We start from the raw sequence: 12,963 nt of genomic DNA on the forward strand, positions 1-12,963 counted from the left end.
TCGGTGCCAAATTGATGCTGAACCAAGGGTTACATCAATGGGATCATCAACGGAATTACAAACGACTTATTGACTAACTCTCTCGATAATTCTTGATCATGATTGTTAGGAATTACGATCAAGAGACGGTTAAGGATGGTTGGTCATTGTTTTCAGGCTTGGATGACTGAATCTTGTAACTGAAATGGTGGCAACTTGGGACGAATCCTCAGCCGAAAGATTCCAGACCAAAAGATTTGCATTCAATTTGCATTCAATTTGCATCTTCAGGACTCGAACCCTCCGCATGGGGTCGCAGGCTGCCGGTTGATGAGTTGAGGGTTGGGGTTCTGAACTCGAATTTATTTTAAATCGAACGTTCGTTATTTTTCTAGTCCCCAACTCAAATTTTTGTCAAAATTTCCGGACGGTTGATTTTCTGGGGAAGCGCCCCGATCGCCCCAACCCTTGCATTGCCGACCCGACACATTCCCCAGGGCGCTGGGTGGGAATGAGTAGACTGGAGGCGGATATTGCAATCTATCCATTGCTACTCCTTGCAGCCATTGAGAATCAGTCGTCATGACCATTTGGGTAAACGAACAAATTGACCCCGCAGGCATTTCCCACGCTTGCATTGCTTCTACCAGCGAAGAACAGGCCCAGGCCTGCTATGAGTCTTTTCAAGAAAATCTGACCGATGAACAGCGCCAGGAGGGTTGGGTGGTAACCATGCGCACCGTGGATTCCTGGGACGATGTGCCCGTGGCGGCCCTGAAGCTGAGTGTTTAAGCTGGCTCAGTCGATCGCCCTTTAATTCGCTCTGGCGCTGCCTGAGCCTATGCAGCAGCCCATAAAGTGGTTTTGAACCTGTGGGTTTGCACCCATGGTTAACGAATCTGGGGCCGACCCTAGGGGGCGATCGAGATACAATCAGGCCGTTCGGGGCTATTTCTGTGCCATCGCACCCTGTGCCATCACAGATCGGCTTTTGCAGCGCGCTCCTGCCGAACCACACCCACCCTCTTTTTCTGACAAGCTCTGTCGTTTGTTTTTAGGTATCAGCAACAGCGAGGCAAGCCATGGATCGCCAAGACATTCGGGAACGGTTAGGCAACATTGATCAAATCCGCGACATCTTGGTCGGCTCCCAGCTTCGCGACTATGAAAATCGCTTTGCGCAAATGGAGTCGGAACTCAATCTGGTGCATCAGGATTTGCAGGATCGGATTGAGGAGGTGAAGGTTTCCCTCTCAACCCAATTGCAAGCTTCCCTGGAGGCGCTGGATAAGCGGTTGAAGGGGTTCACCACCAAGATGCAAGAGGAAACAACGGACTTGCAACAACAGAACGATCGCTTGGGGCGGCGGGTTCAGGCCATCTTTGAGGAGCTGGATCGGGCCTTTGAGGAAAAAACCACGGCGATTGATGGTCGCTTGAACGAAAGCCGCGACAAGCTGCAAGAGGACATCCGCACCCTGCGTGCTCAAATTTTTGAGGAGCTGGATGCGCGGTTCTCGTCCTTGCGCGATAACAAGGTGGAGCGCGAAACGTTGGCGGAGTTGATGTTTGAGCTGGGAATGCGCCTGAAGGGTCAGGATGTGGTTCCGGCGTTGCAAGCGGCGATCGATCCGCCAAGTGCCCTGTCGGTGGAGCTGGTGTCGCCGGAGGGTTAATCAGAGGGTTAATCAATGGTTAACCAGGCTGAGGCGTAACCATCATGCGGGCCGGTTCGCCAATCCTGGCCGATCGGGCATTGGGCCAACGGTGGGTTTTTCTTAGGAAGATTTCCTAGACTGGATGGAACCCGTTGTCACTGTTGGATTGAGTTGGTTGGAGTGCTGGCCCTATGCCCGATCGCAATCATTCCGAGTCGGAGCCGGTGGAGGATTGGCTAGATCTGCTGAGTCAGTTGGGCCGATCGTCTCAGTCGCCCACGGAGCGGCCGCCCAGTTCGATCGCCCCGCAACCCCAAGGTTCGGTGGCGAGTCGTCTCGCGGCTCCTGATGAAACACCTCAAGATCGAGCGGGATCCGACTTAACAGGATCTCGCTCGATCTTGGTAGAAGCCGACTTGGCCGCCGACTTAGCAGCCGATTTGGCAGAAAATTTGGCAGACAACTTGGCAGACCGTAATCAGCCACCGATCAATCCGTTTGGGGCCGATCCGGATTTGTTGACCCCGCCTCCGCCTGCGATGGGTCGATCGCCCCTAGCCGAGCGATCGGGGCCCGACACCGCCACCCCAAAAGCGGCTAACGGGGCCAACGGCAACGGTGCACCCTCCGAAGGTAGCGGCAGCTCGGGGGAAGATGCCTGGGAGCAGTTGCAGTCCCTGTTGATTGGTGACAACTTTGTCCGCGTGGAAGATCGGGTGGAAGCCCTGCGCGGCAAAATGCAACGGGTTCAGCAGCAGGTGGATGCGATTGAGTCCCTGCTGCAAAATGCCGATCAACTGGTGGCGCACCTGTCGCCCCTGATTGCCCGGTTGATTGAACGGCGGGTGCTGGATGCCCGCGAAGAAATTTGCCAAGCCCTGTTGCCCACGATCGATCGCCTGATTTACGAGCGATCGCTTCAGGATCGACAAGCCATGGCCGAGGCGATCGCCCCGGTGCTGGATGCGGCGATCGTGCAGCGAATGCAGGATGCGCCCGCTGATTTGGCCCTGGCGATCGCCCATGCGATTGCTCCCGAAACCGCCTCCGCCATGCGGGAGCAATACCAGCTTGATTCGGACTCGATGATTCAAGCTCTCGGGCCGATGATGGGCGCTTCGATTAAAGAGCAAATTGCCCTAGAACGGGATGCCATGGTGGATGCCCTCTATCCCGTCATTGGTAATACGATCGCCAAGTACATGAAAGACGCGATCGAATCCATCAACGAAAAGGTGCATAACACCCTGAGCATGGAAGGGGTAAGCCGCAAGATGCGAGCCAAAGTGCAAGGGGTATCCGAAGCGGAGCTGATTTTGCGGGAAGCCATGCCCTATCGGGTTCAGGCGGCTTTTTTGATTCACAAGGCCTCGGGCCTGGTGATGAGCGAATGTCAATCCGCTGACCAAGATCCCCTCGAAGGGGACATGCTGGCGGGAATGCTCACGGCCATTCGCAGTTTCGTGAATGATTGCATGGTGCAAGGCGACAACGTGTCCGAACTGCACGAAATTCAGTACAACGATTCGCAAATTGCCATGGAGGTGGCCGGCTACTGCTATTTAGCGGTGATTGTAAAAGGGCAACCCTCCAAGGGGTTTTACCGCCAGTTGCGATCGACCCTGGAGCGGTTGGTCGAACGGTACGATCGCCCCCTGCAATCCTTTGATGGCGACTCCCGCACCCTGCCGGCCCCCGTTCACACGGCCGTGACCGGTTTGGTGCGCCCCATCCAACGGCGTTCGTACCTGAACCTAAATCGGCGGGGTGGGTTTCCTTGGGCCCTGACGGGGCTAATTTTGGTGCTGAGCGCGGCGATCGCGGCCCCTTGGATTTGGTGGAACTATCAAAACCAGCGCAATCGAGGCCTGTTGGCGGCCGTGCAAGGGGCCCTGAATACCTCTCCCCAATTGGCGGTGTATAACCTATCCGTTGATTTACAAGGCGATCAGTTGCGATTGCGGGGCAAGGTTCCCTATCCTTGGCTGCGATTCCAGGCGGAACGCACAGCCACCGACACCTATCGGGCGATCGACCCAAAACGGTTTCAGCAAGCCACACCCCCCAAAAATCAAATCATTGCCGTGCAGTTGCCCACGGATCCCATTCTGGCTGCTGCCGAGGTGCAGCGGATTGCCAAAACCTTGAACCGGGATGGCAACGTGGTCAACGCTAGCTACAGCATCGATGCGCAATCCGGCGGAACGGTCACCGTCACCGGCTCCGCCCGCAGCCGAGCCGAAGCCAGCGCGATCGCGGCGGCCTTTGAGCGGGTTCCCGGCACCAACCGTGTCGTCAATTCGTTGCAAATTGTGATTCCGAGTCTGACCGTTCGGTTGTACTTTGAGTTAGGAGCCGATCGATTCGTTGATGTCGATATTGCCGGCAAAATCGACCCCATTCGCCAATTCCTGCAAAGTTATCCGGATCTGAACCTGCGCGTGGTGGGCCACAGCGCCCCCACCGAACCGAATGCGTCGGCCCTGGCCTTGCAGCGAGCGCAATTGGTGCGATCGGCCCTCATTAGCCGAGGCATTTCGGCCCAGCGGCTAGTGCCCAGTGCCCAGGTTGGGCCCCCGCCGGATGTGACCCAAGGCGATGGGGAATGGATGAGTCGTTGCGTGCGCTTTGAAGCAATCCCAGCGCCTTAAATTCCTGATCCATTCCCCATCGATCGTGAAGCCAATCGATTCACGACTCGATTCACGATGTTCCTCCCTGGCTTGCCCATGAATGAGCCATCGCTTCGGTTTGCTGGATTTGCCTGCTATGTTCGACCAGCTTGATTTGCATCATTAACCCGCTGGAACAAGGCTCCTGAGCAATTCCCTTGCTTTGAATCATGTCCTGAATTGCCCATCCGCGATCGCCAGGGGGCCCGAAAATCGGGAGTTTTGCCGTTGAATTTCGGCCAGTTTCCATCCTGTCTTCTACAATCGGCCCAGTCGCCGGTGCGTTTGCCAACCCCCTAAAGCCATGCAAACCCTTTCAAAAAAAATTTGTTTGGTCGGTGATTATGCAGTTGGCAAAACCAGCCTGATTCGTCGATTTGTGGATCGGCAATTTAGCGATCGCTACTTGTCCACCATTGGGGTAAAAATCTCTCGGAAGATTGTGCCCGTGCCGCTGCCAGATCCGTCCCTCGATCGAGCCTCTGAGCGGCCGGAGCCGATGGAATTGCAGTTGCTGATTTGGGATGTGGAGGGCCAAACCAAGTTTCAGCGGATTGCCCCCAGCTATCTTCAAGGATCCTCTGGGGCGATCGTGGTGGCCGATGCCACCCGCCCCGACACGGTTAGTCATCTGCGCGACCATGCCAATTTAGTGCGATCGGTCTCGCCCACCAGTGTCGTGATTTTGGCCATCAACAAAGTCGATTTGATGGACGAGTCCCATAAACACCATCTACAGCTTCAGGTGGAAACCCTCCTGGCCGGCGTGACCTACTCGCTCTATTGGACTTCCGCCAAAAGTGGCAGCAATGTGGATGAGATCTTTAGTGAATTAGCCCTGTCCATGGTGCAGCCAGCCATCAGCCGGGGCCGATAGCTGACTGGGCGTTGGTTTTGGCTTAGGTTTTAGCTCAGGTTTGGCTCACTCAGTGCGAATGATGCAAGTTGAGCAAAAACTTAGCAAGAACTCAGCAAGAACTCAGCACGAATTCAACGCCAAATTAAATGCCAATTAAGTGCCAATTAAATGCAAACTAAGCGCGGGTCAACACTGCCGGGGCCGTTTGGATGGGCACCACATCTAGGCGATCCTGACTGGCGCAATATTCCAAATCCTCCAGCAAACCCAGCCGCAGCAGGCGTTGGCCGTGGCTTGCTTGGTGAAACAGTTGCAGCAGTCGATCGCGCCATTGGTCATAGAGCGCCAACGCCGCCACGGCCTCATCGTTGCCGAACCAATCTGAGTCCTGACCTAGTTTTTCCAACAGGGCAGAAATAATCGCACCAGCGCAGACCGTATCTTCCAGGGAAAAGCTGCCTTCCCAGCCGGAAGCGGTCATCCAGAGGGTGGCGGGTTGTTGGGCCAACACAAAGTCCACGATCGCCCGTCGATTCACCAGGGCCGCCGCCAAAACAACCGGGGCGTTTTGGATGGTTTGCAGGGCCCGAGTGCCGTTGGTGGTGCTCATGAACAGGCGTTTGCCCGCCACCCGATCGGGGGTACAGTCTAGGGGAGAGTTGCCCAAATCACAGCCTTCCACGGTTTTGCCGCCCCGCTCGCCAATCCGAATGCGACGATCGGCCGGCCAAGCCTCGCTGGTGGTCATCAATTCTTCAAGGGTGCAAAAGGCCTGAACCGATTCCGCTCCGGCGGCCAGCGCTGTGGCGATCGTGGTCGTGGCCCGCAACACATCAATAGCGATCGCACAGTCCGGCGCTGGGGTCGTCGGCGACTCGCTCCCCGAAAATTGGGGGGTTAACTCCGGGGTATGAAATACAGAAATCTTCACAGAACAGATTTCTTTACAGAACGCAACGACACCCTTTAGTGCATCACGATGGGGGCGATCGCGCAAGCATGGTCAGCCCCAAGATGTTCTGGGAATTGTGGATCGGCGCTGAGCCTAAAGGGCCGGAATTTCGTTTGGTTTTGGGAGGATTTTCCCCATCAGCCGACGAAGATCCTAAGGAGGGGACGATTAACGGGAATTAACCATAAGCAACTAGGGTTAATTCGGGCTGGCCGGAATGTTGCTTCAGAACGTCATCGAAGATGATTCAACCAGACCATTCAACCCGTGACCAGAAGATGGCCATGGGGCGCTAAATTCAGCTAAATTCAATCGATGGTTGACGGCGGCCCGTTACGGCCAGCCATTGAGCGAAGTCATGGGGTCAGGCATTTAGAGTCACCATTAAGACCCATAACTGAGCGTAGGAGAATGGGGCGATCACCCCGTCCCGAACCGCCGAAACCCAACCGCAATTCGTCAAGACTCTGGGTGTTTCATCTGCCATCTAGGACAGAATCTTGCTAGGCTCAAAGAACCATGCCAACTAACTCTCCGGCAATGCAAACTGAAACCTTTACAGAGCTTTTTCCATTGTTCAATGCGGCCAGTCAAGAAACGCTCGATTGGCTGTTGGCGGCCGCAGTCGAGCATGATTACCCCGCAGGACGCGCCGTTTTAATGGAAGACTCTTGGGGAAATGCGGTCTATTTCATTGCCTCCGGATGGGTGAAAGTCCGTCGGCTCTCGGGGGACAAAGACATGACCTTGGCCATTTTGGGTCAGGGTGACTTTTTTGGAGAAATGGCCATCTTGGACGAATCGCCTCGATCGACCGATGTGTTGGCCCTGAGCGAAGTGGAACTATTTAGCATCTCCGCTCAACGATTTGTCCAAACCCTGTTTAAAGATTCCCAGCTACACCACCGACTGCTGCAACTCATGGTGCGCCGGGTTCGGAATGCCAACACCCGCTTGCAGTTGCGCCGAAAACCGAGCGCCGTCAAATTAGCAAATACCTTGGCTTCTTTGGCCGATGACTACGGACAACCGGCCGATCGGGGACGCGACATTCTGAATATCCCGATCAAGGATTTGGCAGAAGTCAGTGACATTACCCTCGAAGAAACCGCCAAAATTATGGCGAAACTGCAAGAAAAAGGTTGGGTGAAGATCGATCCGCACGAAAAAATTATGCACTTGCCCTTTTTGCCACAGTTACGACAACTGGCAAGCCAAGGTTAGTGAGAGGCTACTGAGCGGCATGGTCAGATGGCATGGTCGGTTTGTTGCTGATCATTTCCTCTGTTGTGCTTGCATTCTGTTGATGACGTTTTCTCTTTCTTTGACCCATGACCCAAGCAATTGCCACCCCGCCCGATCGTCGAGTAGCCCAGTTGCCACGGTTAACCTATCAAGTGGCCATGCCCGAGCCACAAACCCACCTTTTTGAAATTGAACTGGTGTTGGAGGGTTGGCAAAGCACCACCTTAGATCTCAAGTTTCCCGTTTGGACTCCCGGTTCCTATCTGATTCGGGAGTATGAACGGCATCTGCAAGACTTCAGTGCTTGGGGGGCAAACCAACAGCAACTGCTGTGGCGAAAGCTGGCCAAAAATCACTGGCAAGTGGCGATCGGGCAGTTAGAAACGGTCATCATTCGCTATCGGCTGTTTGCTAACGAATTGACCGTGCGCACGAACCATCTCGATCGCACCCATGCCTACTTCAACGGGGCAGCCACGTTCCTCTATCCCGTTGGGGGGTTAGAAATTCCGTTGCAAGTGACTATTGCCCTGCCCCGATCGGACTGGCAAGTGGCCACTGCTCTGCCCTTGGTCAACGATCAAGGAACCCACAAAACCTTTCAAGCGGCCGATTTCGATCAACTGGTTGATAGTCCCTTTGAAATTGGAACCCATCAACTGCATCGCTTTGAAGTGCTGGGTAAATCCCATGAATTAGCGATTTGGGGTAATGGCAACCTGGAACCCCAATCGATCCTTGAGGACTTTGAAAAAATCATCAAAGTTGAAGCTAACCTATTTGGCGGCCTGCCCTACGATCGCTACCTATTTATTTTGCATCTCACCGGTCAGGGCTATGGCGGCCTAGAGCATAAAAACTCCTGCTCGCTGATTTATAACCGCTATGGATTCCAGCAAACGGAAAAACGCCATCAGTTCATGCAACTGGTGGCCCATGAGTTTTTCCATCTTTGGAACGTGAAGCGGATCCGGCCCAAAGAGCTAGAAACCTTTGATTATGATGCGGAAAATTACACGCCGTCCCTGTGGTTTTGCGAAGGAACCACCAGCTACTATGATTTGCAAATTCCCTGTCGTGCGGGTATTTATAGCCGCGCAGATTTCCTAACACAATTGAGCAAGGAAATTACTCGCTATCTAAATACACCGGGACGGTTAGTTCAGCCTTTGGCCGAGTCGAGCTTTGATGCTTGGATTAAGCTTTATCGGGCTGAAGCCCACAGTGGCAATAACCAAATTTCCTATTACCTGAAGGGAGAAATGGTTTCCTTGCTATTGGATTTAAAAATTCGGGCTAAGTTTGACAATGCTCGATCGCTCGATGATGTTTTGCAACGCCTGTGGCAAGCATTTGGCCAACCAGAAGTGGGCTTTACCGCTCAACAATTGGAGTCCATTATTGCTGAAGTGGCTGAAGAAAACCTGAGTGATTTCTTCCAGCGCTATTTGCACACCACCGAAGAATTGCCACTCCAAACCTATCTGCAACCCTTTGGCTTAGAGCTAAGGGGAATTGTTGATCGCGCAGTTCCCCACTTGGGTTTGCGTCTGGCTACCGAGCAGGGCCGCGAAATGGTGAAATTCACCGAAGCTCAATCCCCCGCCCATCACGCGGGCATCGATCCTGGTGATGAAATCCTGGCGCTGGATGGCATTCGGTTAGCAGCGGGACAATTGCCCGATCGCCTCCGAGACTATCAACCGGGCGATCGACTCACCATCACCTATTTCCATCAAGATCAACTCCAATCCACCACCGTAGAACTGGCTGATCCCAAGCCCAGTCGCTACGAAGTTGCCCCTCTCAAAGACATCAGCTCGCTGCAAGAACAACTCCTCGCCGGTTGGTTAGGAGCTGCCTAGGGAATGCGGTTCGTTATGCAAAAAGCGGGAGCCACTTCAGATCTTGAAGCTGGACTCCCGCTGGCGAGACGGATCTTAGTGATGGATCTTAGCGATTGAAAGGAATGCCGAAGAGGCACGAAACTGGCAAGCAAGTCACGGAGCCTGATCCATGGGCTAATTCCCACCGGAACCAACCCCTACAGATTCGAGAATCGATCCAAGAATCTGGGAACAGAACCGTAACTATTCAGCCGCGCCTTCGTCGCCCACAACCACAGGAGTGATGTTGACGATTTTGCCGCCCAACCGCAGAATCCGTTGCATTTCTTGGTTCATGCGGCTATAGGGAACGTTAATGAAGATACTGCCGCTATTGCGCACAGAATAGGACTGGCGATCGGTTTGGTCATTTTGAGCCAAACCCGTCACTTCATAACGGAACACACGGGCCCCAGCAGTGGTGTTGGCCGACGAACCCGCAAGCGCTTGACCGAGCATAAACTCTCCCTCAAACTGTTAAAAAACTTCGCAGTTAAATGTCGCAGTTTAACTGTGGAATACTGTCTTTTTCAAGACGATAGAAAACGAGGTACAACGCATGAATGAATCATGATCATTGCACCTCGTCAATCGCAACCACTACAAGCAAACAGGAGCAAGCAAACAAGTCCCAGCCATTCATGGTTTGGCCCTGTTGCGGCATGTCACCGCTGTGCTGCATCAGCCCAGTCAGCAGCCGTTGCCATCCGACAATCCAAGCCGATCGAGCTGGGTACAGGGCAGGGTGACCAAGCAACACAACCTTCCAATGGGGCTGAGTCATCATTCCATTTATTTCAAGCCAAGACCCTAAACAGGGGTAACGCTGGCGATTTTGCCGCCTTGGCGTTGGATCTTTTGCATTTGATCCGACAACCGCGAGTAGGGAACCGTGAAGGTGCGGCTGCTGCGACGCACGGCCGGATAGCCAGCGCCCAACAGGCCCGTTGCTTCCACGCGATACAGGCGATCGCTTTGGCTTTGGCCAAAAGAGGTGGGGGTGAGGCTGCCTTGGCCCAGGTCTTGCGAATTACGGAAGGCCCAACCAATGTTGCTGCCCGAGGGACCCACAATGGCCGAAGCGGAATTGCGTCCCAACTCCGTGGCTAGACGCGGGCTGATTCCTTCAATCTGTGCCCGATCGCTATTGGCATAGCCCCGGTACAGGTGGAACATACGCGTAAAGCCCACGGTCTTCTGACCCGTTTGGGTCGCGAAACCGCGGTAGTAGGGAACAATATTTTCGCCAAAAGCGTTTTGATATTCTGCGGAATCGATGTAGGAATCGATATCAGCATCAAAGCCTTCGTTTTGGTAGCGATCGAGGTGTTCAATCACTTCCGACTCATCGTAGGGCGCACGACCCAACAGATGCTTCAGATTCAACTCGATCGTCCGAGTTTGGAAGTTGTTATACAAAAACTTCTCTTTGTATAGATCGGACTTCGCCACGGAGCGGACAAATTCCTGCACCGTGATCGAACGATTGCGCAGCAGCGACTCAGAGCTAACCAATCGCTGGGATTGCATCACATAATCGTTGCCTAGTACCTGACGGTAAACCGCCCGGATCACCAGTTCAACATCATCTGCCGAAGCATAGGCCCGCAGCTCAACGGGTGCAGCATCTGCATAAGCTGCCGTCCCCAGGCGCGAAGCAGCAACAGTAACGGCCATGAACAAATCTCCCAAAAATCACAGCAAGCACGGCTTACAAAAAAGCTCCCGGAAGAGGAGCCAACCAATTGAACCAGGTTACCGTTGCTGGGCAAACCAGCCACAACCGGCTCGGACACTCTTCCGGGATTGCATCAACTAGCTCAGGGCTTGGATAGCGTAGTCGATGTAGGTGTTTGCTTCGTTAGCAGCTTGACCGCTCAGACCGTGGTTAGCCTTGATGCTCTTCAGAGCTTCAACGTACCAGCTGGGGGACAGTTCAAAGGTGCTGTTGATTTCAGCCAAACCAGCGATGAGGTAGTCATCCATGGGGCCGGTGCCACCAGCAACCAAGCAGTAGGTGATCATGCGCAGGTAGTAGCCCACGTCACGAGCGCACTTGTCCTTGCCGGTTTGGGTCGAGGCGTAGTTAGCGCCGTTCATTTGGGTCGTGTAGGGGAACTTGCCGTACACAGCTTGCACAGCAGCGCTCACCAGGCTGTCAGCCTTGGTGGTCAGGGCGCGAGCAGCTTCCATGCTGGCTTGAGCGCGCTCGAAGCGACCGCGAGCCGATTGCAGTTCAGCGTTGCTCAGGAAACGACCTTGCGAATCAGCAGCTGCGATAGCTTCGGTGATCGGAGTCTTCATAGTCCCGTGTTAGGTGTCTCTAAAGTTAGCGTTGTTGACATCTTCACCCGCCGCAAGCGAACGGGGATTCCCAAACCTCACGATTTGGGTTTCTACGTCACAGCACCCGACTCCACCTCGAAAGGTTCTTGGGCCTTGTGGCTGCTTCGCAGACTGAAACCGCTAGCCTAGCGGCCATCTATCGACTAAAACGCCCTAAAGGGCGGGGTTTTAAACCCTGTTTTCCGATAAATCGAGACGAGATTGAAGTCAAAAGAAAATTGAAATTCTAAGTGACTTCACGGCAGCTTCGATTAAGCAACTGCACCAGCAGCGCGATCGAAGTAGCCAGCCACTTCAGCAATCAACGAAGAGCAATCGCCGGGGGTGATGCCAGCGGGATCGTTAGCGATCGCGATCGCAGCATCCTTCATCTTGGCAACGCCAGCAGAAACCGAAGCGCCGGGCACGCCCAGAGCAACGTAGGTTTCGCGCAGACCGTTCAGGCAACGATCATCCAGAACGCTAGCATCGCCAGCCAAGGTTGCGTAGGTCACATAACGCAGGATGATTTCCATGTCGCGCAAGCAAGCAGCCATGCGACGGTTGGTGTAAGCGTTACCACCGGGAGCGATCAGTTGGGGTTGCTCAGCGAACAGAGCGCGAGCAGCGTTGGCGACGATAGTCGAAGCGTTGCTGGTCAAGCGGTTAACAACGTCGAGACGCTTGTTGCCGCTAGCAACGAGGGCGCTCAGAGCATCCAGTTGCTCGTTGCTCAGATAAGCACCACGAGCGTCGGCTTGAGAAACAACCTTCGCAAATGCGTCGAACATGGAATCGATCTCCTAAGGAATAGGTGTTTGTCGAGGTTGGTTGTGGTTTTGCGCTGTAGACAACTCAGTTCGCTGCCTTCACCTGCTAGCGCAGTGCGAGAAGGTTTTTCAGCTCCGTCTTAGTTCAGCAACGCTTTGCTTAAATTGGGGATCTCAATGGGTAGCCATGGCAAATCTGCCGGTTAAATTAACCGCAGTCATGGCTCAAAATCTGAGAGACTTTTCAAGTTTTATGAGAACCGAAAAAAATCCCTAGCAGTAGCGCGTTGACTAACGTTTGCTTGTTAAACACCTCTCGGCTATTTCTTTATACAACGCAGAAAGGGGTTTGGTCATTACAAGTTGTTAAGTTTCTTCAGGGATGTTCGGCACGAGCAACGAAGGATTAAGGAAACTCCCGTGTTGTTAAAGCCTGAGGGTGATGAAGGTGGATTTCTGGGCTGTTGGGAACTCAGGGTTTTGTGGTGTGGGGATTTACTGAGTTTTGTGCTTTTTTGCAAAGGTTAGGTATAAAAACTTAGTCTGGCGAATAAGAGACTGAAATTGCCCCGATCAAAAACGGTAATTGTCTAGAATTTCGTCAGAAATCCTTAATG

Annotated in this window: 13 protein-coding genes; 6 read left to right on the plus strand and 7 right to left on the minus strand. The window is 53.7% G+C overall.

What is annotated here, in order from left to right:
• Window positions 1-362: 362 nt before the first annotated feature.
• A complete protein-coding gene (locus AC2IAX_RS11335; RefSeq protein WP_494387593.1) occupies window positions 363-527 on the minus strand; it encodes a hypothetical protein in 165 nt (54 codons plus the stop codon).
• Between the two features lie 34 nt (window positions 528-561).
• On the opposite strand from AC2IAX_RS11335, the gene AC2IAX_RS11340 reads away from it, so the two are divergent.
• The 4 genes from AC2IAX_RS11340 to AC2IAX_RS11355 all read left to right on the plus strand — a co-directional run bounded on the left by AC2IAX_RS11340 (window position 562) and on the right by AC2IAX_RS11355 (window position 5,186).
• Window positions 562-771 carry a glycogen debranching protein gene (locus AC2IAX_RS11340; protein ID WP_393012659.1) on the plus strand — a complete coding sequence of 70 codons (210 nt, stop codon included), beginning with the start codon at window positions 562-564 and terminating at the stop codon, window positions 769-771.
• Window positions 772-1,061: 290 nt separating this feature from the next.
• Window positions 1,062-1,655 carry a hypothetical protein gene (locus AC2IAX_RS11345; RefSeq protein WP_494387594.1) on the plus strand — a complete coding sequence of 198 codons (594 nt, stop codon included), beginning with the start codon at window positions 1,062-1,064 and terminating at the stop codon, window positions 1,653-1,655.
• A gap of 173 nt (window positions 1,656-1,828) precedes the next feature.
• On the plus strand, window positions 1,829-4,288 hold the full coding sequence (locus AC2IAX_RS11350; RefSeq protein WP_494387595.1) for an OmpA family protein: 2,460 nt from the start codon (window positions 1,829-1,831) through the stop codon (window positions 4,286-4,288).
• Between the two features lie 325 nt (window positions 4,289-4,613).
• A complete protein-coding gene (locus AC2IAX_RS11355) occupies window positions 4,614-5,186 on the plus strand; it encodes a Rab family GTPase (protein ID WP_099535453.1) in 573 nt (190 codons plus the stop codon).
• A 157-nt stretch (window positions 5,187-5,343) separates the two neighbouring features.
• Here AC2IAX_RS11355 and AC2IAX_RS11360 read toward each other — a convergent pair whose 3' ends face one another.
• Complete coding sequence (locus tag AC2IAX_RS11360) at window positions 5,344-6,099, minus strand: 2-phosphosulfolactate phosphatase family protein (RefSeq protein WP_099535507.1); 756 nt, start codon at window positions 6,097-6,099, stop codon at window positions 5,344-5,346.
• A 561-nt stretch (window positions 6,100-6,660) separates the two neighbouring features.
• Here AC2IAX_RS11360 and AC2IAX_RS11365 point away from each other — a divergent pair.
• Window positions 6,661-7,344, plus strand: coding sequence for a Crp/Fnr family transcriptional regulator (locus tag AC2IAX_RS11365; protein WP_099535455.1), 684 nt, complete (start codon window positions 6,661-6,663; stop codon window positions 7,342-7,344).
• 107 nt (window positions 7,345-7,451) lie between these two features.
• Window positions 7,452-9,230 carry a M61 family metallopeptidase gene (locus tag AC2IAX_RS11370; RefSeq protein WP_494387596.1) on the plus strand — a complete coding sequence of 593 codons (1,779 nt, stop codon included), beginning with the start codon at window positions 7,452-7,454 and terminating at the stop codon, window positions 9,228-9,230.
• Window positions 9,231-9,455: 225 nt separating this feature from the next.
• Here AC2IAX_RS11370 and cpcD read toward each other — a convergent pair whose 3' ends face one another.
• The 5 genes from cpcD to cpcB form a co-directional block, all read right to left on the minus strand.
• Entirely contained in the window at window positions 9,456-9,710 is a 255-nt protein-coding gene (gene cpcD / locus AC2IAX_RS11375; protein ID WP_099535459.1) for a rod-capping linker protein CpcD, read from the minus strand.
• A gap of 115 nt (window positions 9,711-9,825) precedes the next feature.
• Window positions 9,826-10,038: a hypothetical protein gene (locus tag AC2IAX_RS11380; RefSeq protein WP_494387597.1), complete on the minus strand. Its 213-nt coding sequence runs from the start codon at window positions 10,036-10,038 to the stop codon at window positions 9,826-9,828.
• 23 nt (window positions 10,039-10,061) lie between these two features.
• Window positions 10,062-10,928 carry a phycobilisome rod-core linker polypeptide gene (locus AC2IAX_RS11385; RefSeq protein ID WP_494387598.1) on the minus strand — a complete coding sequence of 289 codons (867 nt, stop codon included), beginning with the start codon at window positions 10,926-10,928 and terminating at the stop codon, window positions 10,062-10,064.
• Between the two features lie 138 nt (window positions 10,929-11,066).
• A complete protein-coding gene (gene cpcA / locus AC2IAX_RS11390) occupies window positions 11,067-11,555 on the minus strand; it encodes a C-phycocyanin subunit alpha (RefSeq protein WP_099535466.1) in 489 nt (162 codons plus the stop codon).
• Window positions 11,556-11,848: 293 nt separating this feature from the next.
• A complete protein-coding gene (gene cpcB / locus AC2IAX_RS11395) occupies window positions 11,849-12,367 on the minus strand; it encodes a C-phycocyanin subunit beta (RefSeq protein WP_099535468.1) in 519 nt (172 codons plus the stop codon).
• Between the last annotated feature and the right edge of the window lie 596 nt (window positions 12,368-12,963).

Source organism: Limnothrix sp. HT2024, from assembly GCF_059138625.1.